Source organism: Larkinella harenae (assembly GCF_054780515.1).
In genome coordinates this window covers 46409-71869 of the sequence record NZ_BAAGWE010000002.1, presented here as the reverse complement: position 1 = coordinate 71869, position 25461 = coordinate 46409, and the positions used below count along the sequence as shown (strand labels likewise).

At 50.3% G+C, this 25461-nt stretch carries 20 protein-coding genes and 1 pseudogene; 6 read left to right on the top strand and 15 right to left on the bottom strand.

What is annotated here, in order from left to right; genetic code table 11:
• Nucleotides 1-86: 86 nt before the first annotated feature.
• The 4 genes from ACYVH9_RS11660 (at nucleotide 87) to ACYVH9_RS11645 (ending at nucleotide 6613) form a co-directional block, all read left to right on the top strand.
• Nucleotides 87-3275: an efflux RND transporter permease subunit gene (locus tag ACYVH9_RS11660; protein WP_460636529.1), complete on the top strand. Its 3189-nt coding sequence runs from the start codon at nucleotides 87-89 to the stop codon at nucleotides 3273-3275.
• A complete protein-coding gene (locus ACYVH9_RS11655) occupies nucleotides 3253-4710 on the top strand; it encodes a TolC family protein (protein ID WP_460636528.1) in 1458 nt (485 codons plus the stop codon). Before ACYVH9_RS11660 ends, ACYVH9_RS11655 begins: the two co-directional genes overlap by 23 nt.
• Nucleotides 4711-4804: 94 nt before the next feature.
• Entirely contained in the window at nucleotides 4805-5302 is a 498-nt protein-coding gene (locus tag ACYVH9_RS11650) for a metallophosphoesterase family protein (protein WP_460636527.1), read from the top strand.
• 60 nt (nucleotides 5303-5362) lie between these two features.
• Nucleotides 5363-6613 (top strand): glycosyltransferase family 4 protein, encoded by a 1251-nt coding sequence (locus ACYVH9_RS11645; RefSeq protein ID WP_460636526.1) that lies wholly within the window; start codon nucleotides 5363-5365, stop codon nucleotides 6611-6613.
• A gap of 78 nt (nucleotides 6614-6691) precedes the next feature.
• On the opposite strand, the gene bioB is transcribed toward ACYVH9_RS11645, so the two are convergent.
• From bioB to ACYVH9_RS11625, 4 genes are all read right to left on the bottom strand, one after another.
• A complete protein-coding gene (bioB, locus tag ACYVH9_RS11640) occupies nucleotides 6692-7693 on the bottom strand; it encodes a biotin synthase BioB (RefSeq protein WP_460636525.1) in 1002 nt (333 codons plus the stop codon).
• 121 nt (nucleotides 7694-7814) lie between these two features.
• Nucleotides 7815-9083 (bottom strand): hypothetical protein, encoded by a 1269-nt coding sequence (locus tag ACYVH9_RS11635; protein ID WP_460636524.1) that lies wholly within the window; start codon nucleotides 9081-9083, stop codon nucleotides 7815-7817.
• A gap of 23 nt (nucleotides 9084-9106) precedes the next feature.
• Nucleotides 9107-10420 carry a hypothetical protein gene (locus ACYVH9_RS11630; protein ID WP_460636523.1) on the bottom strand — a complete coding sequence of 438 codons (1314 nt, stop codon included), beginning with the start codon at nucleotides 10418-10420 and terminating at the stop codon, nucleotides 9107-9109.
• Nucleotides 10421-10638: 218 nt separating this feature from the next.
• Nucleotides 10639-11091 (bottom strand): hypothetical protein, encoded by a 453-nt coding sequence (locus tag ACYVH9_RS11625; RefSeq protein ID WP_460636522.1) that lies wholly within the window; start codon nucleotides 11089-11091, stop codon nucleotides 10639-10641.
• Nucleotides 11092-11335: 244 nt separating this feature from the next.
• Between ACYVH9_RS11625 and ACYVH9_RS11620 the strand changes: the two genes are divergently transcribed.
• A complete protein-coding gene (locus ACYVH9_RS11620; RefSeq protein ID WP_460636521.1) occupies nucleotides 11336-11581 on the top strand; it encodes a cysteine-rich CWC family protein in 246 nt (81 codons plus the stop codon).
• A gap of 148 nt (nucleotides 11582-11729) precedes the next feature.
• Nucleotides 11730-12116, top strand: a complete 387-nt coding sequence (locus tag ACYVH9_RS11615; protein WP_460636520.1) for an acyl-CoA thioesterase — start codon at nucleotides 11730-11732, stop codon at nucleotides 12114-12116.
• A gap of 273 nt (nucleotides 12117-12389) precedes the next feature.
• Here the strand turns inward: ACYVH9_RS11615 and ACYVH9_RS11610 are convergent, their stop codons facing one another.
• The 11 genes and pseudogenes from ACYVH9_RS11610 to ACYVH9_RS11560 form a co-directional block, all read right to left on the bottom strand.
• Complete coding sequence (locus ACYVH9_RS11610) at nucleotides 12390-14324, bottom strand: pyrroloquinoline quinone-dependent dehydrogenase (protein WP_460636519.1); 1935 nt, start codon at nucleotides 14322-14324, stop codon at nucleotides 12390-12392.
• Between the two features lie 26 nt (nucleotides 14325-14350).
• The gene (locus ACYVH9_RS11605; RefSeq protein WP_460636518.1) at nucleotides 14351-15562 is read right to left on the bottom strand and encodes an acyltransferase family protein; all 1212 of its coding nucleotides are present in this window, start codon (nucleotides 15560-15562) and stop codon (nucleotides 14351-14353) included.
• 72 nt (nucleotides 15563-15634) lie between these two features.
• Nucleotides 15635-16840 (bottom strand): helix-turn-helix domain-containing protein, encoded by a 1206-nt coding sequence (locus ACYVH9_RS11600; protein WP_460636517.1) that lies wholly within the window; start codon nucleotides 16838-16840, stop codon nucleotides 15635-15637.
• A gap of 103 nt (nucleotides 16841-16943) precedes the next feature.
• Nucleotides 16944-18707 (bottom strand): signal peptide peptidase SppA, encoded by a 1764-nt coding sequence (gene sppA / locus ACYVH9_RS11595; protein WP_460636516.1) that lies wholly within the window; start codon nucleotides 18705-18707, stop codon nucleotides 16944-16946.
• 255 nt (nucleotides 18708-18962) lie between these two features.
• Complete coding sequence (locus tag ACYVH9_RS11590; protein ID WP_460636515.1) at nucleotides 18963-19583, bottom strand: inorganic pyrophosphatase; 621 nt, start codon at nucleotides 19581-19583, stop codon at nucleotides 18963-18965.
• A gap of 90 nt (nucleotides 19584-19673) precedes the next feature.
• Nucleotides 19674-20642 carry a glycosyltransferase family 2 protein gene (locus tag ACYVH9_RS11585; protein WP_460636514.1) on the bottom strand — a complete coding sequence of 323 codons (969 nt, stop codon included), beginning with the start codon at nucleotides 20640-20642 and terminating at the stop codon, nucleotides 19674-19676.
• A gap of 82 nt (nucleotides 20643-20724) precedes the next feature.
• Nucleotides 20725-21423, bottom strand: coding sequence for a tRNA1(Val) (adenine(37)-N6)-methyltransferase (locus ACYVH9_RS11580; RefSeq protein ID WP_460636513.1), 699 nt, complete (start codon nucleotides 21421-21423; stop codon nucleotides 20725-20727).
• A gap of 81 nt (nucleotides 21424-21504) precedes the next feature.
• Nucleotides 21505-22137, bottom strand: a complete 633-nt coding sequence (locus tag ACYVH9_RS11575) for a ribonuclease H1 domain-containing protein (RefSeq protein ID WP_460636512.1) — start codon at nucleotides 22135-22137, stop codon at nucleotides 21505-21507.
• 607 nt (nucleotides 22138-22744) lie between these two features.
• Entirely contained in the window at nucleotides 22745-22936 is a 192-nt protein-coding gene (locus ACYVH9_RS11570) for a hypothetical protein (RefSeq protein ID WP_460636511.1), read from the bottom strand.
• Between the two features lie 234 nt (nucleotides 22937-23170).
• A complete protein-coding gene (gene murA / locus ACYVH9_RS11565; protein ID WP_460636510.1) occupies nucleotides 23171-24478 on the bottom strand; it encodes a UDP-N-acetylglucosamine 1-carboxyvinyltransferase in 1308 nt (435 codons plus the stop codon).
• A 111-nt stretch (nucleotides 24479-24589) separates the two neighbouring features.
• Nucleotides 24590-25378 (bottom strand): annotated as a pseudogene (locus ACYVH9_RS11560) (DUF4290 domain-containing protein); the annotation flags it as partial.
• Nucleotides 25379-25461 lie beyond the last annotated feature (83 nt).

Here is a 25461-nt window from a genome sequence, read left to right as displayed (position 1 = left end):
AACCCACCTTAACAGTACAGCCCCCTTTGGTTGCCAAAGCGACCACAAGGGCTGGATTGTACTGTTTAAGCCTATACTCGTACGCTATGTTTAATACCTTCATAAAGCGGCCTTTGCTCTCCGCCGTAATCTCGGTATTGATTACGTTGCTGGGCTTGTTAGCCCTCGTGAGCTTACCCGTTACCCAATTCCCAGACATTGTTCCCCCCTCGGTTACGGTTACGGCCATGTATACAGGGGCCAACGCCCAGGTGAGTACCAAAGCCGTTGCGATGCCCATTGAGCGGGCGATCAACGGGGTGCCCAATATGACGTACATGACGTCAATATCGGGGAACGATGGCACTACCTTAATTCAGGTCTTTTTTGAAGTCGGTACTGACCCCGACCTGGCCGCCGTAAACGTGCAGAACCGGGTCACTACGGTGTTGGACGAGTTGCCCGAGGAAGTAATCAAAGCCGGGGTAACCACCGAAAAAGAAGTGAACAGTATGCTGCTGTATCTCAACCTGATCAGCAGTGATACCTCCGCCGATGAGAAGTTTATTTACAATTTCGCCGATATAAATATTTTTCCTGAGCTGAAACGGATCGATGGCGTTGGCTTCGTCGATATCCTGGGTGCGCGGGAGTACTCCATGCGGATTTGGCTCAAACCCGACCGCATGACGGCCTATGCCGTTTCACCAGACGATGTGATCGGTGCTATCCGAAAACAAAACGTAGAGGCTGCGCCCGGAAAAGCGGGAGAAAGCTCTGATCGGGATGCTCAGGTGCTGCAATACGTTTTGCGGTATTCCGGGAAGTTTTTTGACCCTGCCCAATACGAGAATCTGGTACTACGAACCGAAGAGGACGGTTCACTGCTGCGTTTGAAAGACGTTGCCGATGTGGAGTTTGGCTCGCTGGATTACAGTATTCTTTCCAAAAACGACGGTAAACCCTCGGCGGCTATTATGTTGAAACAGCGGCCGGGTTCCAACGCGCAGGAGGTTATCAACAACGTCAAGGCGAAAATGGCCGAGCTGAAGGAAACAACGTTCCCGCCCGGCATGACCTATAATTTTGCGTATGATGTTTCGCGCTTTCTGGATGCGTCTATTCATGAGGTGGTGCGGACATTGTTTGAAGCCTTCATTCTGGTATTTATCGTTGTCTTCCTGTTTCTGCAAGACTGGCGCTCGACGCTGATTTGTGCCCTGGCGGTGCCGGTTGCCTTGGTCGGAACGTTTGCCTTTATGCAGGTAATCGGTTTTTCCATCAACCTGCTGACGCTGTTCGCGCTGGTACTGGCCATTGGTATTGTGGTGGATAATGCCATTGTGGTGGTGGAAGCCGTGCACGCCAAGATGACCGAGGAGCATTTGTCACCCCGAGCGGCCACCTTTGCCGCTATGAAAGACATCAGTGGGGCCATCGTTGCCATCACGCTGGTGATGTCGGCGGTATTTATTCCGGTCGCTTTTCTGTCGGGACCCGTCGGTATTTTCTACCGGCAGTTCTCACTGACGCTGGCCATTTCGATTGTCATTTCGGGGATTAATGCCGTTACACTGACTCCCGCACTGTGTGCCCTGCTGCTGCGCCCCGTTCACGGTGAGCAAACGGGTTGGCTAGGACGGTTTTTTACCAAGTTCAACCGGGGTTATGAGGCACTTGCTCAGAAATACATGGGCGGGGTCCGGCCGTTTGTAAACCGGAGTGTTGTCACCTGGGGTGTCCTTCTACTCTTTATTGCGGCTACCTGGGGCGTCAATACTATCTTGCCGTCGGGCTTCATTCCTACTGAGGATCAGGGCATGATTTACGTGAACGTAACCACGCCGGTAGGGGCTACCGTGGAACGAACGGAAGAGGTAATGGACATGGTTCAGCAAGCGGCTTCCAAGCTGGAATCGGTTGAAAACGTTTCGACACTGGCGGGGTTGAGCCTGATGACTGACGGGGCCGGAGCTTCGTACGGAATGGGAATGATCAACCTGAAAAGCTGGGATCAACGCCAGGAAACCGTGGATGACGTAATTGCGGAGCTGGCCGAAAAGACCAAGCACATCAACGACGCCAGCATTCAGTTTTTCTCTCCCCCCACAGTACCCGGTTTTGGGAACTCCAGCGGTTTTGAAATCCGGTTGCTCGACAAAACCCGGAGCGACGATCTTCAAAATACGAAGAAAGTAGCCGATGAATTCATTGCGGAGCTGGAAAAACGCCCTGAGATCAGCCGGGTGTTTACCAGCTTTGACCCGAGCTTCCCGCAATACCTACTTCATGTGGATCAGGACAAAGCCGCTCAGAAAGGGGTTTCCATCGATAATGCGATGAGCACGCTGCAAACCCTGATGGGAAGTTTTTACGCGTCTAACTTTATCCGGTTCAACCAGATGTATAAGGTGATGGTGCAGGCGGCCCCGAGCTACCGTGCCAAACCCGAAGACGTGCTGAACATGCGGGTAAAGAATGATCAGGGAGAAATGGTCCCTTACTCGAACTTTGTAACCCTCGAACGGGTGTACGGACCGGAGCAATTGACGCGGTACAACATGTTTACGTCGGCCATGATCAACGGCGAAGCGGCCGCGGGCTACAGTTCCGGGGATGCCATCAAGGCGGTGCAGGAAGTTGCCCGGGAGAAACTGCCGCGCGGTTTTTCATTTGAGTGGTCGGGGATGACGCGGGAGGAGGTGCTCTCGGGTGACCAGGCCGTCTGGATTTTTGTGATCTGTCTTGTTTTTGTGTACCTGCTGCTGGTGGCGCAGTACGAGAGTTTGTTTTTACCGTTGGCGGTTTTGCTTTCGTTGCCCGCTGGTATTTTTGGGTCTTTTCTGTGTCTCAAATTGGCTGGTTTGCAGAACAACATCTATGCGCAGGTTTCGCTGGTCATGCTGATTGGTTTGCTCGGTAAAAACGCCATTCTGATTGTGGAGTTTGCCAATCAGAAGCAGCAGGAGGGAATGTCGATTCTGAAAGCGGCCATGGAAGGTGCGTTGTCGCGTTTACGCCCCATTCTGATGACTTCGTTTGCGTTCATTGCGGGTTTGATTCCGCTCTGTATCGCATCGGGAGCTGGAGCGTTAGGAAACCGCTCCATCGGTACGGCTGCTGCGGGCGGCATGTTCATCGGCACCTTGTTTGGGCTCTTTCTGATTCCCGGCCTTTATGTCGCGTTTGCCAAACTGGCGCAGAAACTGCAACTCAAAACGCCCAAAGACGATGAGGCTGAACAGATTCCGGTATTAACTCAAAAACACGAAAATGGCACGACCGTTCATTCATAAAACTAATCTTGTTAAAATTCTCTGTTGTTGTTTTCCCCTGTTGTTGTTGAATAGCTGCCGGGTTGCTGAGCCGGGCCGACTACCCGCCACAACGCCCATTCCGACTACCTTTTCGGGCAGTACGGATTCTACATCAATTGGAAATCTGGCGTGGAAGGACTTTTTTTCGGACCCCAACCTGGCTAATCTGATTGATACGGTTCTGGCCCGGAACCCAGACTTGCAGATTGCCACGCAACGGATTGAAGTGGCGCGGGCCAATTTTGAATACACGCGCGGAGCCCTGATCCCGTCCGTCAGCGCCGTGGCGTCTGCGGGAATTGATCGCTTTGGGCGGTATACTCTGAACGGTGTGGGGAATTTTGATACCAACCTCTCGCCCAATATCGATGGCAACCAGCGTATTCCGGATGCCACGCCGGAGTACTTTCTGGGCTTCCGGAGCAACTGGGAGATTGATTTATGGGGGAAGTTACGAAACCGTAAAAAGGCCGCCTATGTTCGCTTTCTGGCATCCGAAAAAGGGCGTCAGCTGGTTGTTACCTCGCTCATCGCCGAAGTGGCCCGCTTGTATTACAGCTTGCTAGCGTTGGACGGTGAACTGGAAATTATCCGTGAGAACCTGACTTTGCAGCAGCGGGCGTCCGAATTAGTGGGTGTACAGAAGGCTGCGGGCCGTGTTACGGAGTTAGCCGTTCAGCAATTCAACGCCCAATTAATCAACACGCGGAGCCTGGAAGCACAGGTGCAGCAGCAGATTGTGGAAGCCGAAAACCAGCTGAATCAATTACTCGGACGGTTTCCGCAGCCCATCAGCCGCACCAAAACAATTATTGACGAGGAGCTGCCCGCTCAGGTTTCGGCGGGAATTCCGAGTCAGATGCTGCGTCGCCGACCGGATATTCAGCAGGCTGAGCTGGCACTGCAAGCCGCTAATATTGATGTAGATGTAGCCCGGGCTGAGTTTCTGCCTTCGCTGAACTTGACACCATATATCGGCCTGAATTCGTTCCGGGCATCGGTTTTGCTGGATCCGGCTTCGCTGGCGCTGGGAGTTATAGGAGGCTTATCGGCTCCGGTTTTCAACCGCCGGTACCTCAAATCGAATTACAGCCTGTCTATCGCCCAAAGTCGGGAAGCCTTTTATGAGTACCGAAAAACCGTGCTGGCGGGTTTCAGTGAGGTCATGACCAGCTTGCGAGGGATTGAAAACTACCGGAAAGTAGCGGATTTGCAGACGCAGGAAGTGGCGGTGCTCAATCAGGCGGCAACCATTTCTGACGAATTATTTGCCACCGGGTATGCCAATTACCTGGAAGTAATTACAGCACAGCGCAGCGTCTTAACCGCGGAATTATCGTTGGTGAACACCAAACGAGCCCAGTTTCTGGCCCTTGTTGACTTGTATCGGTCATTGGGGGGCGGCTGGCAGTAAGCCTGTAAAGTACAGCGTTTATCAGAGATTATCGGAACACATCGAGCATCTCTGGTAAACGCTGCTTACCTTTGATAAACACTGTACTCTATCATTGATCCGAATCGGTCTGCTTTCTGACACCCACGGTTTTTTAGATCCGCAATTATTCACGCATTTTGCCAAATGTGATGAAGTCTGGCACGCTGGCGATATTGGGTCGCTGGAGATTGTTGATCAGCTTCGGGCGTTTAAACCATTTGTTGCGGTCCACGGAAATATCGATAATCAGGCGATTGCGCGGGAATGTCCTACGCATCAGCGGTTTCAGCGGGAAGGAATAACCGTCTGGATGACTCACATTGGCGGAACGCCACCCCGGTATAATCCTATTGTACGGCCTGAATTACTGGCTAATACACCGTCTCTTTTTGTCTGCGGCCATTCGCACATTCTGAAAGTAAGTCGCGATCCTCAACTAAATAACATGCTGTTTGTCAATCCAGGAGCCGCCGGAAAACACGGTTTTCACACCACTCGAACGGCCATCCGGTTTGCCATTGACGCAAATCGAATAACCGATATGGAAGTGATTCAGTTGGGAAATCGATAGAAAGTTAACAGAAAAAAAGCCTATATTGGCAACCGTTTTACCGGAACTAAGTGGTAAGTAATGAAAATTGCAGTTTGGCATAACCTACGAAGTGGGGGCGGGAGTAGGGCTCTGCATCAGCATATTAAGGGGTTGGCTCAGCGTGGTCACTCTATTGAAGTTTGGACATCGTCGATCGCTGACAGCACGTTTCTGGATGTCGATAAATATGTGACTAAAACGCACATATTACCGTTGTCGATGGATATTCGTATTCGTGATGAATACCGGGACAAAGTCTGGGCGTTGAAGTTTGAGCCAGAAACGCGCATCCGGCGGATGCTCGATTTTTGCCGTCAATGCGCCGACCAGATTAACGAAGGTGGGTTTGACGTACTGTTTGCGAATTCCTGCATCATCTTCTCAATGCCGTATATCGGACGGTTTGTCAACATTCCGAAAGCGCTTTACCTCGGCGAACCCAACCGTACCCTGTTCGAATCATCACCCGATTTGATTTGGGAGGGCCTACCTCCCGCCAACGGAAATTGGAAAAAAGCCGATTACCGAAGCCAGTATTGGGATGACATTTTTAAAATTCGTCAGGCCAGGGTTCGGGTTCGGGAAGAAATTGAAAATTACCGTAGCTACGATAAGGTACTAGTCAACTCGTATTTTAGCAACGAAAACCTGCTTCGGGCCTATGGTGGAGCGGGTGAAGTCTGTTATTTAGGCATCGATTCGGCCTTGTTCCCCTTTCTGGATTTACCACGAGAACCGTTTGTGATGGGTTTGGGCGCTTTCTTTCAGCACAAACGCCCGGATTTGGCCATCGAATCCCTGGCGCTGGTTCCCGAAACCATTCGTCCCAAACTCGTCTGGGTGGGTGATATGGGCGACACGGCCTACGTAGACAAGCTGAAAGCCCAGAGTCAGGAAGCGGGTGTCCAGTTCGAACCGCGGGAAAAAATACCGCATAACGAGCTGGTCCGGTTGCTTAATACGGCTTCCTGCCTGTTGTATACCTCCACGCTCGAACCGTTCGGTCTGGCTCCGCTAGAAGCCAATGCCTGTGGCTTACCGGTGGTTGCCGTTGCCGAAGGTGGTGTTCGGGAAACGATTATTGGTAATTATAACGGTTTGCTGGTCAATCGGAAACCGGAGGAAATGGCGCATGCCGTTGAGCGGGTGCTGACCGACCAGGCGCTGGCCGACCGACTTTCGCGCAACGCCCGGCGAGCGGTTCAGGAACAATGGACGTTTGATAAAGCCATTGAACGAATTGAAAATGCGCTGCTCAATACCATCTCGCGGGAAAAAGTGGCTATCTGATTCGTATTGAAAAGCTTATAAACAAAGTAGCACGATTGAAAAATCGTGCTACTTTGTTTATAGAGAGCTGACAATCAACTACAGGGGAATTTGTTCAAAAACCACGGCGGGTTGTTCGGCATCTTTGAAGGCCTTACGCGGGCGAATGTTCAGGGTCTGGAACAATTGACGGTCCTGATCTTCTTCCGGATTTGGCGTGGTCAGCAGTTTATCCCCAGCGAAAATGGAATTGGCACCGGCCAGGAAGCAAAGTGCCTGCTCTTCGATGCTCATCCGCACCCGGCCGGCCGATAGCCGCACCATCGCTTTTGGCATGATGATTCGGGCCGTGGCAATCATTCGAACCATTTCCCAAACCGATACGCGGGGCTGTTCTTCCAGCGGAGTTCCTTCAACCGGAACCAGGGCGTTGACCGGAACCGATTCGGGGTGCTCCGGCAGGTTGGCCAGCGTCAGCAACATGCCGATCCGATCCTGATGCGATTCACCCATACCAATGATACCGCCGGAACAAACTGAAATCCCGGCCTGCCGAACATTACCAAGCGTTTCCAGACGGTCATCGTAAGTACGGGTCGAGATAATGTCGCCGTAGTATTCTTCACTCGTGTCAAGGTTATGATTGTACGCGTACAACCCGGCATCTTTCAACTTTTCGGCCTGGCTCTCGGTCAGCATCCCGAGCGTGCAGCATACTTCCATGCCCATCCGGTTGACGCCTTTTACCATTTCCAACACCTTGTCAAAATCCCGGTTGTCGCGTACTTCCCGCCAGGCGGCACCCATGCAAAACCGGGTGCTGCCGGATTCTTTGGCCCGGTGAGCGGCCGATAAGACCTCATCCACTTCCATTAGCTTGTGGACCTTGACGTTCGTATGGTAACGAGCCGCCTGGGGACAATAAGCGCAGTCTTCCGGGCAACCGCCGGTTTTAACCGACAATAAGGTACAAACCTGTACTTCCTGCGGGTCGTGGTGTTGCCGGTGTACGGTGGCCGCCCGGTAGATGAGGTCAAGAACGGGGGAGTTATAAATATCCGCAATTTCGTCGCGGGTCCAGTCAGTGCGTACGTCAGTCATATCAGTCTATAGCGTAAAATCGAGGTAAGCAAAGCCAAATATAGGGGCTGAAGCAGATTAGCGCAAACCGTGCCCCATTGCGTGCCGATCTTTCAGGCTTTTATTGAAAAATCAAACCGGTTTAAACCGGCTCAGTTTGTAATTTGGGTGATGGTTTAAATTGTTTTTGCGTTTTTATAACCAGGTAAATCAAGTAGCCCGTAATGAAAAGTTCCATGCTGTATTCCAGGGCATAATCCGGTCGGCTGAGAATGTCGCTGGCTGATTTGTAATAAGGTTGCCCGATGCGCCACCAAAAGGAGGGTTGGACAGCCGCCAGGCAGTTGAACAGCAGCAGCAACAACAATGAACGGAGACGCCGGAAATCGAACAACTGAAACACCAGCGGTAACATGAACAGATAAGCGTAGTTGGCCACAGCATTTTTCTGCACCACGGTCATCAAGCTAAATGTTGCGATGTAAAACAGGGGGAAGTACGTGCGGTAATCGTGATTTCCCCGATTTCGGAGAATCTGAAGACCGGCCAGCAAACTCACAAGCAAGCCGGCGTAGTTCCAGACTGACCATTCGGCGTTGATGAAAGACGCGGTCCAGGGGTGTAGTACCGACGCCCAGTTAGGAGCTTTCAGGTACTGTCCCTCATCCAGGGGCTGCTCAATAAACAACAGACCGGTTTTGAGGAACAGAAAAATCACCACCGGAACGCCCAGCGTTGCCAGTCCCGCCATGAATGGAATCCACCGGCGGCTGAGCAGAAAAAACGGAAGAATAATTAGAACAAAAACCGCCTTGGTCGATAAAATGCCTAAGGCCAGCAGAAGTCCGCAGAGATAGTCGTTGCGGTACCGTTTTAAGGCGATAATGGCCAATAAAGCAAAGACCCAAAGTGCCACATCTTCCTGCCCGCTCAGTACCGACATAACAAAAGGCACGGGCAACATCAGGTAAAACAAGGCTCTGTAAAGCCGCTCGCCCCGGGAGAGAAGGCCCTGATAAGTCTGGTACGTAAGCCAGACGGCCAGCAATTCAACCAGCGTCAGAAAAAGGACCAGCGCCCGCGTGTTGTTCCACAAAATCAAGGGAATGGCCATCCAGTACCCGTAAAAAGGTGCGTACGGGTTATACACGTCGCGGTAAGGAACCTCGAGTGCTTTTGCCGATAGACCGATGGGGTAGTAGTAGTACGCAACGTCGGATTGTGGCGCAAAATTGAAAAAGATGTAAACGGCCAGAAACGGAATAAACCGTAGCAGCACCCAGAAAACGGGCAGCCAGGGCAACTGTTTACGGTCCAGAAACGACTCGACAGCCGAGCGTCTGTACCATAAAACAATCAGTGCAATACTGAGTAAAAGAGAGGCAGCTGCCTTTGAATAGATAATGAACATAAGCAGGACGGACCGACACCAGGTTACGACAGCGAAGAACTACCCGCTCGCAGCGACTGGGCCGCAAACGCCCCGCTGGCAGTTCGGTCCAGCGATTTCAAGTGCGCAAAGGTATTCCAAACCAGCGCCAGCAGCAAGCCCACTTCGGTTACCTGGATAAAATAATCGGCGGTACAAACGCCCGACGAGAACACGGTTTGCCAGCTATCGTAGTTTTTCATGCCGGCGTACAGCACCCAGATGATGGGTTGAATGACCACCAGAAAATTGAGTAAAATAAGTTGGTTACCAAAGGGTTTATTGTTCCGAAGAAGCTCAAACAGCACCACTAACATGTACGTAAACAGGTAAAAACCGGGTGCGCTGGGTTGGGCCAGCATAAAAATTCCGAAGGTGACGATGAACAGAGACGGAAAAATTTTTTCGTACCCCAAATGCCGGTAGCGAATTGCCACGTAGGTAGCGGTTCCCATGGTGATGAAGAGGCTGATGGTGTTCAGGCGGGTCAAACTGATCTGATTGTACAGCCCACTCAGAAAGGGGCGGGTGATGCTCACAATGTTCGGCGTCATGTCGTAGCCCGAATGTTGCAGGGGCATCAGGAAAGCGTCGCCCATTAGCAGATACAGAACCACCACCGTGGGCAGACCAATGATTGCCAGCCCCAGGACGTATTTAAATTTATTGTCGACCAGAAAAAACAAGGGAATTAGCAGAACGATCACCATACTTTTGATCAGAATCATTGACAATCCCCAGATGATACCAATCCAGAGGCTACCCTGTTTGCGGCTGGCATACAGCATCGTTACCAGGCCCACTCCCCAGAACCAGATGTCTTCTTCGCTGCTGAGAATCATGGCAACAAATGGCAACGGCAGAATAAAGTACAAAACCGCCGTCAGCAGGGCATCCGGACGGCTGGATCGGTAGTAACGCCAGGTCGCCCAGACAATAACGAATTCAAATAGTGCCATGAAAGGAATCAGTATTTTGGCACTGTTCCAGATATAGAGCGGCAAGCTGATCAGATAGCCAAAGAGCGGGGCGTGGTAGGAGAGAAAGTCGCGGTAAACCATGCCGCCTTCAAAAGCGGCCAGCGCTTTCTTGTAGAAAAACTCCGTGTCACTTCGGGGGTCAAACCCCATAATCAGGTAAACAATGATGAACGGGACAATGCGCAAACCAATGAATGAGGCCCAAAGAGTAAGGGTAGGCCGAGGGTTCAGCAGTCTTCGGAATGGCTCGGGATATTGGATCAGGAGCCAGCTGGCGATGGATAGTAGCAACGATACGGCTACTTTTACAATGGAAACCGTATCTTCAAAAAAGGTCATGTAAACGGTGGTGGTTTTAATTTAAAGTAAAGTTCGCTAATACCACGATAGCTACCAAATTTAAAAAATGATCATGTCAGCTCCGCCATTAATTTAAAAAAATCAGTGGCTAAAAGCTAATTATCGAACAAACGGCACTGATTTTACCAGCGATACGAAAAAAAGGTGGGGGCGCTGGCGGCTTCGAACCACCTGGCTGGCCGCCCGTGGGAAAAATATTAGGGACATTCGGTTTTTAGTAGCTTATACTCAAAACCGCTTTCCGGGTCTTTGAGAACCCAACGGCCTTGTTTATCAACGCGTTCGCCTTCTCGCCAAATGACGGCATCACCAGTTAGCGTAAAAGTTATTTCATAGGGCTGAACGACGCCTTCGCCTGATCGTTGCCAGTCGGCCCGGATTTGATTGTTTGTGATGATTCCATTAATCGGACCGGATGCCCGGTCTTTTTCGAACGGCAGAACCGTCAGCTCGCCCGTTACTACCGATCCCTCAATAACGAGTCGGAGCCGCGTGGTATCATTGCCACTTATTTGCTGGTAGCAAACCGGGTTGGTTGTTGCGGATGCCGTGGAGTCGGCTGATTGATCGGCGGTTTCGGATCCACGGGAGCGATCTCCACAACTGGTCAAGACAAAAAGAAGAGAGGCTAAAAGCAGAAGGTAGCGCATGAGTGAGTGTACGGTTTGTAAGTCGGCGAATGCCGGGTGCTGATTCTTTCTCTTAACCCGAGAAACGTCCCGATGGTTGGAATGTCCGAAAACCGCGTGACACAACGGGCTTGCTTTTGCGGGCAGATTGCCGTTAGTTCGCGGTGTTGTCCGATGTATTGCCGGTTCAGAATCTGAGTGGTTGAGAAGGTATAAGTTTTATTTTCCGGTCGTACGACCGGAAAATCTGACATCTGACAAGCGTATGGAAACACAAACCAAAAAGAACGAAACTGTCGGCTGCCCGCGCTGTGGAGCGGCTTTCGAATGCAAGGTAGATGACATCAATCTCTGCCAGTGTGTGATGGTGCAACTGGATGATAATCAGCGGAATTACGTTCGTTCGCTCTATGATACATGTCTGTGTGTCAGCTGTTTGCAGGAAGTCCGGACGGAATACAACCACAATCAGCATCGGGAAATCATGGATAAATTTCCGAATGCCCATTGACCCTTTCTCTGCACTTACTTTACAGCGCGTAACGCTGAAATTACTCCTAAATCCTTCCTGAACAGAGTCATCAACTGCCCTGGCAGACTGCTTCAGCGGATGACGAGCCAATTGAAAATTTTAAGGGAAGTAGCTTATTTGTTGATCAATGGATTCACTTGAAGAAAAAATTAAACTGGCTGAAACCCGCATTTTCAAAGCGGTTTTTCCGAATACGACCAATCACTACGACACGCTTTTCGGGGGTACGGCCATGCAAATGATGGACGAAATCGCGTTCATTACAGCCACCCGGTTCACCCGCAAACGGGTGGTAACGGTTTCGTCGGATAAGATCAATTTCAACAAACCCATTCCGGCCGGTACCATTGTCGAGTTAGTGGGTAGCGTGGCGCATATCGGCAATACAAGTCTAAAAATTGATGTGGAGATTTACGTTGAAGAAATGTACAGCGACCACCGTGAACGGGCTGTTCATGGCTCGTTCACGTTTGTGGCCATCGACGAGCACAAGAATCCGGTGAAGGTGCTGTAAAGGAGTAGCGTAAACCTGACAGGTCTTCGAGATCTGTCGGTTTCAAAGATTCTTACCCCAACCGAAATACAACACCCGGCCTTTCCGAAACAAGTCGGAAGGACCGGGCGTGTTCAAGCAGAACCTCATGACGCGAACCGGTAACATCAGCGGTTCCCCTGGCGCTTCGTTCACATAAAAGGTCGGGCCAAAGGCTTCTGTATGCACATATACGAACGTGAGCGCCAAACGGTTGCGTAGAAATGAAAAAAGTTTTAGTATTCTGAAAATGGACTACGGTAAGGCATACGCTACGATGTAATCACCGAGTTTCGTTCCTAATTTTCCGTGGCCGCCCGCGGCAATGACCAGATACTGTTTGCCGTTAAGTTGATAAGTCATTGGGGTGGCCTGCCCTCCGGCGGGCAGCGGTACTTCCCACTGCAAACTGCCATCGGCCGTTTTAAAAGCCCGGAAGTGACCGTCAACCGAAGCCGATATAAATACCAGACCACCCGCTGTGGCTATAGCCCCGCCAAGGTTGATAGCTCCCCATTGCTTGGCGTCAGGATAGTTAGCGGGATCGTACATGAAACCCAGGGGTACTTCCCAAGCTAATGAACCCTTTTTGAGGTTGATGGCCGCCAGGGTTCCCCAGGGAGGAGCCGTCTGCATCGATATGCCTTGTTTGCCCTTTGTAAACAAATAACTTCTTTTGAGAACGTACGGTGTTCCGGCCTGGAAACCGGTTTCAGACCGCAGTAACTCCTGATCGTCTTTGACGGCTACCGCCAGCCCTTCGCGGGGCAAAAGACGAATGACGGCGGCAATGCGGTTGACATTGGTAATGAGCAGACCCGATTCGGGGTCGTAGCACATCCCACTCCAGTTGATGCCGCCGACGTTGCTTGGGGTGATCACCGACCCTTGTAGGGAGGGCGGGGTGAAAATTCCTTCGTATTGAAATGAGGAAATTCGTTTTTGGGCCGCGGCCTTTTCGGCTGGCGTGGCTCCCCAGGCTTCCAGCTTGTGCAGGCCCAGCGCTGGCAGGGTTTTAGGAAAAGGCTGGGTGGGGGAGGCTTCTTCGCCGGGAACCTTTGATGCCGGAACCGGACGCTCTTCCACGGGGAGCAGTGGAACGCCCGTCTCGCGGTGAAGAATGAAAACGTGTCCCATTTTTGTGCCTACGGCAACCGCCGGAACGGTTTTTCCATTCTGTTCAAACGAAAAAAGCAGTGGTTGAGCGGCATTGTCGTAGTCCCAAAGATCGTGATGGACGGTTTGAAAGTTCCAGACCACTTTACCCGTGGAGGCCCTGATAGCGACAATCGAACTGGCGTAGAGGTTCTGGCCCAGTCGTTCTCCGCCGTAATAATCCGGACTGGGGGAGGTAGTAGGGATAAAAACCAGATCCCGTTCGGCGTCGGCCGAGATGATGGACCAGGCATTGGCGGCTCCGGTCTGGGTGGCACTGGAGCCTTTCCAGGTTTTGGCACCTGGGTCTTTCGCCGAACGGGGAATGGGGTCCCAGCTCCAGCGTAGTTTGCCGGTTCGGGCATCGTAGGCCCGAACAACGCCCCGCTCGTAGTTAAACCGTTGGTTGTCGCCCATGGAGGAACCTACAACAACGGTATTACCGATGATGGCGGGCGGGGAGGTAACGCTGATGTTACCGATTCCTTGTCGCAAATCAATGGTGCCTTCCTTTCCAAACGAAGAAATGGGTTTTCCCGTGGCTACATCCAGGGCAATCAGTCGGCCGTCGAGGGTGGGCACGAAAACCCGTTTGGTGGCACCGGCGTTGGCCTGATCTGTGGAGGCTGGCCAGATGGATACACCCCGCGAAGTAACCTCCGACAAATCCTGCCGAAGGTACACGTCCGGATCGTATTCCCACTTTTTGGTACCGCTGACCGCATCGATGGCAAAAACCCGGGTGGTAGGCGTGGTAAAAATAAGCATTCCATCAACCAGCACCGGCGTGGCTTCAAAGGCGGCTTTTTCGGCGGCATCCGTGCCTTTATAGCGTTCGAGTTCACCAGTTCGGAAGGTCCAGGCAACGCGCAGTTGCTTGACATTGTCGGTATTGATTTGTTTGAGGGGCGAAAACCGCATTCCCCCCGCATCGTTGCCGTAAGCGGGCCATCCCTGCTGGGGCGTAACTTGTCCTACGGTCGGTTTGACAGAGAAAGAAAGAATAATTGCCAGAAATGAAATGACGTGCTTCATCGTGTAATGAGGTAAATACAATACGTTTATTTTAAACCAAAAAGGAATCGGGTGACTTTGAATGGGCGAATGAGAAACCAGTAAACTGTTGGGCAAATCAGGAGTGTTGCAAAGCTGATCAGCCAGAAACCACCGTAAATACCGAATTGGTTTGATTGCAACACATAGTAGCCAATAGCAATGATAACGGTCTGGTGCAAAATATAAAACGGATAAACCGCTTCGGTCAGGTTGGGAAGGATAGGGCGCTTTACATTTAAATACCGATACCCATATGCGACCGAAGTGAGCACCGAAAACCAGGTCAGGCAATCGACGTTAAGGTGATAAAGAATCTGCCACCGAAGTAGCCCCTCCAGGTCCGGATGGCGATGTAGATAGGCGCGGGAAGCATAGAGGTAAATGGTGCACAACAGAGTTCCGAACAGAAAAATGCGCCGTTGACTGGATAGAATTTTTGCGAAATGGGGCCGACTGACCAGCAGGTAACCTAGCCAGAAAAGCAGCAGGTTGAATACAAAATAAGCCCAATCGTTTACCAAAGCATGAGTTTCGTGCGGAAAGAATGGTTGTAGAAGAAACTGACTGAGTAAGATGGGCAAGACAAAACTCAAGGCTCCGCCCGGTTGGACGATAAGCCGTTCAATACGGTCCGTCAGGCGTTGCCCTGGAAGCGTTTTGAGGTAGCGGAAAAGGGGGAGGCTCAGCAGCGAATAAAGAAACAAATACAGAATAAACCAGAGATGGTGCCAACTGAAAGCGCCCCCCTTGCCGCCTTCCTGGTACGGTTCAAAGTTGAAAACGTGGGAGTAAAATTCCGGATAACTTCCCGAAAACCGTCCCCGAAATAACCATTCAAAATAAATCTGGGGCGGTACAATAACGAACATTCCGAACAACAACGGGACGAAGAGCCGTTTGAAGCGTTCGCTGGCATACGCCCGGCTGGTTTTTCGACCGAGGGCGTAATACGTTCCGGCTCCTGAAATGAAGAACAGCAACGGCATCCGCCAGCGGTGGAGCCAGCGCATAATATCTTCGAATAGCGGGCTGGTATCCTGGCTCTGGATATGAAATCCCCAGCTGACGTAGATCATACCCGTGTGGTAAAATAACAAAAGGATGATCGCAAAAACCCGTAGCCAGTCGAGGTCGTAGCGTCGGGCGGATGTGGTCGCGGGGGCATCGGAGGGTAGGAGAATGACCGGATTGGCTGGTGCACTGATTGGCTGCTGCATCGGTTTGAACGTGTTGGTTTCGATGCTGCAAACATGGGGGTAATTTGCCCCAGAAACGCTATTTCCCGATCCTTATGAAGTTCGTGCCGAACGGGACGAAGTCGCCGTGGCCCGAAACTGGGCCGGAGTTTGGCCGGTCAGCCGCTTGAATGCCGTGTGAAACGCTGAACTGGAGTTGTAGCCGACGCGTTCGGCAATCTCGTCAATTTTCAGGTTCATGGTGGCCGAATCCAGTAGCAAGTGCTGAGCCTCCCGCACGCGGTAGGTCGCTAAAAGGTCAAAGAAACTTTGCTCCAGGCGGTCGTTGAGCAATTGAGAAAGGTGATGGGGTGAGGTATTGAGCCGCTGGGCGAGTTTGGGCAGGGACAAGTCGCTTTCCAGGTACGGTTTTTCTTCGTCGAGCAGCCGGGTGAGTTTGTTCAGCAGGTTTTCTTCAATTTCCTCCGATAAGGATGACCGTTCGTATTTCTTTTTGGGTTCAACTGACGGTTCCTGGTCTACAGATTTGGGTTCGGAGATTAGTTCGTCCCGGAAAAAATCAGATCCGCGCATGACCAGAAAGCTGGTCGCGTAAATAGTGGCCGCGATGTACGTAGCCAGTAGGTAATCGCCAGCATCCCGTTCAAATTGCGGTTTTACCAGAATAATCAGAAAAGGAACCAGTGCAAATAACCAGCTCGAAAACCGTAGCGACAGCAACTGCTCCGATGATCGGAACTCGGGTTTCCGGCGGATTGCGTTTCGGATGGTCAGCAGGGAAAGGATCGCATAAATGAGGCAACTGACCAACGTCATCTCGTTGATGTAGGCCCGTAATTCGGTAAAGTCTTCTTCCAGGTACGGATCGGCGTGGATATACGACATCTCCGGATGCTGCGAATGAAGGTATGAATTGTATTTGAATTCAATGGGCTGGTAAAACCAGGTGACCGAATTGATCAGCCAGATGGCAAATGGAACCAGATGCCAGCCCCACCGACGCGGCAGGCGTTGCCAGATGCGACAGAATGTGTAGAAATAGAACAACGGACCAATCACAAAGTTGAGCGGTTCGGCAAAGTCGACCGTCCACAACGCCAGAAAGGTGTAGTTGCTGTAATTGAGAAAAATTTCACCGCTGATTGCCGCCAGTGCCAGCGTAAACCAGCCCAGACAGCGGTTGGCTACGTTCCGGCCCCGTTTGCCGGTCAGAAAGAAAACGCCCAGAAACAGCCCCTGCATTACGCCCATCAGGATGATGAGGGCAAACAAGTCCATCTGTATTGGGAGTGTCTTCATAAAGCAACCAAAATGAGTTCGTAAGATACAAAAAAGAAAGACCTGTCAGGTTTTTAAAACCTGACAGGTCTCCGCGCTAGGGCTAACGTCTGGCGAGACTGATTTATTTAACATCCAGCCCAAATGGTAAGCGAGCCTGTGTGCCTTCCATTCGTTTCAACATTTTGAGGTATTTGACGTACGGAGCAAGGTCACCCAGTTTCGCCTGTAATTGTTCCTCTTCGTTGCCAGTAAACGCCTTGATTAGTTCTTCCACCGCATTTTTCTTTTCCGGTGTGTACCGGACCCGGTAGTCGCCTTCTTTCAGATTAGCAGCTTTAGCCGCCAGTTGAACAGCTTTGTCCAGACCACCGAGTTCATCAACCAAACCGTTGGCTTTGGCTTGTACGCCCGACCAAACCCGTCCCGACGCCAGTGCTTTCAGGCTGTCGACCGGAATTTTACGACCTTGTGCGGCTTTGGTGGTGAAGATTTCGTAGCCCCGGTTAACACTCTGTTGCAGTACATTTTTCTCGAAGGGCGACATCTCGCGCGTGAACGAGGGGAAATCGGAATACGTGTTGGTGACAACGCGGTCGTAAGTAATACCCAACTTGTCTTTGAAGAAACCTTCAGTGTTGAAAAGCATCCCGAAAATACCGATCGATCCCGTGATGGTGTTGGGTTCGGCCACAATTTGGCGGGCACCCATTGCGAGGTAATAACCGCCCGAGGCCGCGTAATCGGACATAGAAGCAATGACCGGTTTGGCTTTGTTGGCCAGTACGACTTCGCGCCACATCACATCCGAAGCCAGTGCACTACCACCCGGTGAGTTGACCCGGATCACGATGGCTTTCACTTTATCATCCAGCCGGGCTTTGCGAATTTGCTCCGCCACGCGATCAGAAGCGATGTTGTCTTCGTCTTTTCCGGTTACGATTTCGCCGTCAGTCACGATAACCGCTACCCGATTTTTGCTATTCCCTTCTTCGACGTATTTCTTGGCATTGCCGTACTTACTCAATGAAATGAAGTCAATTTTCTTCTTTTCTTCAATTTTCAGGCTTTTGCGCATATCGGCTTCCACTTCGTCGTAGTAGCCCACTTTGGTAACCAATTTTGCTCGTAGCGCGTCGCCGGCGGTCTGAATGCTCAGGTCATCAGCCAGTTTTTTCAGAACCGGTACCTGCAATCCCCGGCTTTGGGCCACATTGGTCAGAAAATGATCATTGAGCGAATTCAGGAAAGAAGTAGTCTGAATTTTGTTGGCCTCGCTCATATTTTCCCGGATGAACGGTTCAACAGCACTTTTGAATTCACCGACCCGGAAAATCTCCGGTTTGATGCCCAGCTTGTCGAATGTGCCTTTAAAGAAGGTGTATTCGGCATCTAACCCGTTCCATTCCAGGGCTCCGGCCGGATTGAGGTAAATGTTGTCGGCTACCGAAGCGATGTAATAGCCCTTCTCCGTCATTACTTCACCGTAGGCAACAACGAATTTTTTCGATTTTTTGAAGTCAAGGAGCGCCGTCCGGATTTCTTCAAGGGATGCCCAGCCAGTTTGGGGGTATTCGGTCTGGAGGTAAATCCCTTTGATGTTCGGATCAAGTTTGGCGTTGGCGAGTGCCTGTTTCAGGTCGATAAGGCCGATTACGTCGCCCGTTGATTTCAGAGGGCCAAAACCGCCAAATGGATTTTCAACGCCAATTTCACGAATGGGGCTGTTCAGGTTGAGTTTCAGAACCGATTTTTCTTTTACGGTAATTTCATCACCGGATGCCGAAGAAAACGCGGAACCGATGGCTAGCAACATCAAAAAGGTAATGAACGTAAAAACGAATAAACCGATGATGGTGGCAAAAACGTACTTAAAAAACTGACGCATGTTTTATGTCGCGGACGACGGTTGGCAAATGGATGATCAGGTAAATTGAATGAAAGATAAAAGATAATCCTTCATCCTATCTCCTAAACAAAAATAAAAAGGAGACGGCTTCCCATCTCCTGAATTTGTGTTGAATGTGTGTATTTAAGGAGGAGTGGAGAAAAGGGAGGAAGGGAGGAGAAACAGAAAAAAGAATCAACTTCCCGCCTGATAACACATTGCTTCCAATTTGCTTTTCTGCCTGTCTCCGTACACTCAACTCGCCCAATTCCGAACCAGCATCCAGTAGTCTTCTACCGACCGGCGGATCACGTCGTGGGCTTCTTCCCGGCCGTACACGTTAACGATTTCGCAAGTCATCGGTTCGCCGGGTAAGTTTTTGTACGTCAGGAAGTAGTGTTTCAGCCGCTGTACTACGCTATCGGGGAGCTGACTCAGGTCATCGTAGCCCTGGTACATGCCGTCGCCTTTCAGAATGGCAATGATTTTGTCATCGGCTTCGCCTTTGTCGAGCAGCCGGAAACCGCCGATCGGAATGGCTTGCAGGATGATGTTTCCGTGCGTGATGGCATGTTCGCTCAATACGCAGATGTCGATCGGGTCACCGTCGCCTTTTTCGATTTCGCGGCCGGACCGTTCGCGGGCCAGCGAAGCGACTTGCTCGTCGCAATACGTCATCGGAATAAAACCGTACAACGCCGGAACGATGTTGGAATACTTCTGGGGTCGGTCAATTTTCAGATAGCCGGTATCCTTGTCAACTTCGTATTTGACCGTATCGGTCGGTACAATTTCAATGAAGGCGGTTACCTGATTCGGTGCCTTTTCACCAATGGGAATCCCGTGCCAGGGATGTGCTTTAAACTGATTGTTCATACTTAATTCGGGTAAATCGGTTGGTGGCTGAAGCGTTGTGATAGCTTAAATGATTATGGTGACTGATTTAAAATGGTTGTGGGTTTATGGCTAGAATCCTGCTTTTTCAGCAATTAAGTAATCGCCGGTTTTCTGGGTTGATTGACGGACAAGCATCTCGCCCAAAAAACCAGCTAAAAATAATTGTACGCCGATAATAATGGCAACTAGTGCCAGAAAAAACAGCGGATTATCGGTTACGTTTCGGTATTTCAACTGGTTCGCAATATTGTATAATTTTTCCCCAATCAGGTAAATAGTGATCAAGGTGCCGATAAAAAATGACAGGGTGCCGAAGGTGCCGAAAAAGTGCATTGGGCGTCGGCTGAATTTCTGAACAAAGGCAATAACCAGCAGATCCAGAAAACCGTTGATAAAGCGGTCCAGCCCGAATTTAGTACTGCCGTATTTTCGAGCCTGGTGTTGGACTACTTTCTCCCCAATTCTTGTGAAACCGTTCCACCGGGCCACAATGGGCAGGTTGCGGTGCATCTCGCCGTACAGATTCATGGACTTAACAACGGGCAGGCGGTAGGCTTTGATGCCGGAGTTGAAATCGTGCAGCTGCACCCCCGATACCCAGCGTGACACGGCATTGAAAAGTTTGGTTGGAAGAGTTTTAGTCAGCGGGTCGTAGCGTTTTTGTTTCCAGCCCGACACCAGGTCGTAACCGTCGACGGTAATCATGCGGTAAAGTTCTGGAATCTCGTCGGGACTATCCTGCAAGTCAGCATCCAGTGTAATGACTACTTTCCCACGAGCCGCCTGAAACCCAGTCTGTAAAGCCGCCGTTTTGCCATAATTGCGGGTGAAGCGAATGCCCCGCAGGTTTAAATTGCCCGCAGAAAGCTGGCTGATTACCTCCCAGGAACGGTCGGTGCTGCCATCGTCAATCAGCAAAAGTTCGTACGTATATCCCTGTTCTGTCATCACGCGCACAATCCAATCGTGCAATTCTGGTAACGACTCCTCTTCGTTGTAAAGCGGTATGACGATGGAAAGTTGAAGTATGTCAGTCATGTAAATAGCCTCCTTTAGAGACAGGCTTTGCGGCCTTTCGTGATGGCAGGCTCCGCAAAGAATACACAAAGGTCGTAAGTTTTTATAAAATCAGGTAAAAACCTTTCAATAACTGACGGAATGCATCGGAATACGTTTTTCCGTCCGGATTAAAAATGGATAATTCCTGCTTTTCCGGTTCATCCAAACGGTTGAACGAAAAGCCGCTAATTGTCCGAAAAACAGATTTTTGGTCCTGGTGGCGCATGGCTAGTTGATGAAACACATAGAACCCAGCAGACCGGGCCAGTTTCACAAATTCTTCCATTTCGAATGGAGGCAGCAGAACCCAGAGTTGACCATCCGGTTTCAATAAACGTAACGCACTGGTTAATAGGTCGTCAGCGGGGAGTTCCGCGTTGTGCAGTGCCCGGTTAACCGCCGGGTCGGGGGAGCGCAAATGATTGGAGTAAAACGGCGGGTTCGAAAAAATACGGTCATACTGTCCCGCCGAGAACGATTGAATCGATGAATGAAAAACCTGAATTCGGCTGGCAAATGGGCTTTGCTGTACATTTTCAACGGCCTGCCCAAAAGCATTGGCGTCAATTTCCACCGCATCAATCTGGCCTGTAGGGTTGCGTTGAGCGGCCATCAGCGCCAGTAAGCCCGTGCCCGTACCAATATCGAGCAGACGGCCCCCGATTCCCGGATCGGCAAAGGCCCCAAAAATGCACGAGTCCGTGCAGACCTTCATGGCAGTGCGATCCTGCTGAATTGTAAATTGCTTGAACTGGAACACGAGAAAGTGATGAGTTAGGAATGATGAGCTAAGAGTTTTTTCTGGGTAATTAATTTTTAACTCTTCATTCATCGCTCTTAATTACTTACGTCCGAAGTCAGCGGGATTTTCGCCCCAGTATTCCGTTTCCCATTTCAGGATTCTATTCAAAAAAACGTTCGCTTTTAGCCAGTTTTCGGCCCGGTCCAGCATTTCGAAAAGTTGGGCGTTGTGGGCGGTCTCTTCCAGTTTGGTGTTGGCTTTTTTCTTCTGGACCCAGCTGATAGCCGTTCTGGAATCAGAATAAATGGGTAAATCGCTGTTGCGTTGTTTTAGCCAGGCCAGCGCATGAACAATGGCCAGAAATTCACCAATGTTGTTGGTCCCATCACGAAAAGGCCCCTGCCGAAACAACAATTGCTTGGTTGTTGCGTGTACGCCCTGGTATTCCATATCGCCGGTCGCGGTATTCCAGGCGGCATCAACCGCAATGCTGTCGGCAATGGGTTTGCCAACAAATAGTTTTTGCTCTTTCCCCGGGCTGCCCGGTCCTTTGCCCTGAAGATGGACATGCGGTTTTTCACCCAGGGCTTTTTCCGCAACTGTACGGCTTTCAAACGATTTGTACAAAGCCCCCGGAAAATTTTGAATCTGTTCCTGACAGGCTTCCCAGGTATCGAACACCCCTTTTTGTCGCCCTTTCCAGACAACGTAATATTTGGACAATTTGGCCATTACCGGTAGCTACAATGAATGGGCAAAGATACAACTAGGAAAGATGTACAAAGAATCGGAAAGTAGACGACTGGTATAATTTTTGTCTTTATGCTTAAATAGTTTTATTAATTACGGGATAAACAAGATCGATTTGGGTTTCTTTAGCGTATATTTTAGAGATAATCTGATCATAAACGCAACCAAAAAAGCAAAATCATTGTCTGTCTGTTTGTTCGGGTGATCACTGTATCCGCACCAAATATAATTATTGATGGATTTTTTACTTTATACGGCAGCCGGTTTAGCCGGACTGTACCTCTCTGGACTCCTTTTTATAAGAATCAACACGCAAAAGACATGCATATGCCAGAATTGCCAGACGGCCATGCATCTGGAACGAACCAACCGCCCTCTTTATGTCCGACGTTTTTACGACTACCTCCCACTGAAGCACTTTCGATGCCGCCGTTGCCAGCGTACGTTTTATCTGCATAAAAATACGCCCGATTCCGAACCGGCAACAATGAAAGATACGTCTCCACAACCCAAGGGATCGTACTAAAAGACATAGCAATTTGTAGAACCGGGGAAAACGGTACTTCCTATTGTCAGAAAGCTACAGGTGTTACAGAATGGGATTGTCTTCCAACTGACCGCGAATTAAACGTAGTTTGCGGTTCAAGTCCCGAAGTTCACTCTGGTATTTCCGATACGTGGTGGGGTCACTGTTTTTCAGGGAATCATTATGGCTGTAATGAATAAGAAGCGCATTTCGGCGGGCGCTTAGCCGCTGGTAGAGTTCACTAGTGAGGTTCATGGATTTGTTGTCTAGGAATGAATGAACTGGTAAAAAACGGTTCCGTTATTCAGGCACCCTTATTAACTATAACGACAGTTTTGAGAAAATGTACTAGCCACTCATAAAAAAATAAGCTCGCTCATCACATGAGTGGAGCTTAATATTGGATTTGTCTATTTTTTTGGCACAAACATTCAACAAAAAAGCCGTTCGTGGAGCGAACGGCTTTTTGTTAAGAAACAGGTATTCTGGTTACAACCGTTCGATAACGGCACCGATGGCGTTCAGACGGCCGTCGATGTTTTGATAACCCCGGTCAATTTGTTCAATGTTGTCGATGATGCTGTCGCCTTTCGCTGATAAGGCCGCGATCAGCAGGGCTACCCCCGCGCGAATATCGGGGGATGACATCCGGATTCCTTTTAGTTGCTGCTGCCGGTTCAGGCCGATGACCGTGGCCCGGTGCGGATCGCACAGAATCATCTGTGCCCCCATTTCAATCAGTTTGTCAACAAAAAACAAACGACTTTCAAACATTTTCTGGTGAACGAGCAGCGTACCCTGCGCCTGAATAGCCGTAACCAGAACAATGCTCAGCAGGTCCGGTGTGAACCCCGGCCAGGGGGCATCCGAAACTGTCATCATGCCGCCATCCAGAAAACTTTCAATCTGGTAATGTTCCTGAGCGGGAACAAAAATATCGTCTCCGCGAAATTCCATTTGGATGCCCAGCCGTTTAAAGACATCCGGAATGATGCCTAATTGCGGTATCTGGCAATTCTTAATGGTAATTTCCGATTGCGTCATGGCGGCCAACCCGATAAACGATCCGATTTCGATCATGTCGGGGAGCATGGTGTGATCGGTGCCACCCAATTTTTCAACCCCTTCAATGGTAAGCAGGTTTGACGAAATCCCGCTGATCTTGGCGCCCATGCGGTTGAGCATCGCGCAAAGTTGTTGCAGGTACGGTTCGCAGGCGGCATTGTAGATGGTGGTAATGCCTTCGGCCAGAACTGCCGCCATTACGACGTTGGCCGTTCCCGTTACCGAAGCTTCGTCCAGAAGCATGTAGGTTCCCTTCAGGTGACTGGCATCAACGTTATACATGCCACTGTCTTCGGAGTCGTAATTGAATTTAGCCCCTAGTTTCTCAAAGCCGAGAAAGTGCGTATCCAGGCGCCGACGACCGATTTTGTCACCGCCGGGTCGGGGAATCCGTCCGGTTTTGAAGCGCCCCAGCATAGGACCCAGCAGCATGACCGATCCGCGCAACGCAGAAGCTTTTTCCCGGTATTGAGGAGTATCAAGAACTGCAACATCGACCTGGTTGGCCTGAAAACGGTATGACGATTCGGATAAGCGCTCGACTTTCACTCCCAGATCGCCCAGGAGTTCGATGAGTTTGTTGACGTCGCGGATGTTGGGAATATTATGAATCGTAACCGGCTGATCTGTTAGCAAAACTGCACAGAGTATCTGAAGGGCTTCATTTTTGGCGCCCTGCGGGTTGATATCTCCTTTCAAATGTTGATCACCGGCAATTCGGAAAGATGCCATATGTGGAATTAAAAGTTGAGAGGTAAAAGGTAAGAGTTAAGAAGCAGGAATGGTGGCTCATCTTTCGGGATGAACCCATTCTTAATTCTTAACTCTTCGTTCTTAACTCTGTTAACGTCTTTTATTACGATTATTGGAATTATTACCCCGGAAGCGGTCGTTGCGGTGGCCACCGTCGCGGTTATCACGGTTGTCGCGATTGCGAGATCCCTGATTCTGCTGGTAATAATTGTTTTGGCGGTTGCCCGACGTTTCATTGCGGCCATAAGAGGGGCCGTCGTGCCGACCGTGCGAAGTATTGTCGTTACGTCCGTAGGATTGACCACCTGGATTCCGACGAGGGGGTTGATCGCCGGTCCGTTCGCGGGGGGTTGCATCGACAAAACCGTTCGTCCGAATAGACATAATATCGTCGTGAAGCCTGCCGTTGGACATTTCATCGAGGTTGGTCAGAATCGTTTCATCTTCAACCGCTTCCTTGTTCCAGGTCGAATAAAACGTTTTCATCAGCCGGGCCATGTAGGAAACAAAAGCAAGACGCTCTTCCGTGTCGTCCAATGATATGGCTTTGGCAATCAGTAAATTAATGTTCTGGCCGTAATGTTTGTAACGCAAACCGTGGGTATTATACGGCACGGGTTGCGGTTTCTTTCCCAGCACATCCGCCGTCGGGGGAGGGTAGGGACTGTCTACATCGAGCTTGAACTCCGACATGATGTAGAGATCATCCCAGAGCTTATTATAATAATCCTGATTATCCCGCATATTGGGATGGATTTGCCGCATCAGTTCTACCAGGATGTGCGCGTAGCGGGTGCGCTTCTCGCGGTCTTCGATAGTCTGGAGATGTTCGACTAATTTTTGGATGTTGCTGCCGTACTCTTTCAAACGATTGGAGCGTCTATATGTGTTTTGACAAAAGTAAGAAAAAAAAGTCTTGCGCTATAACGAATCCTTCCGGGAAGACCCATGACCGGAACAAG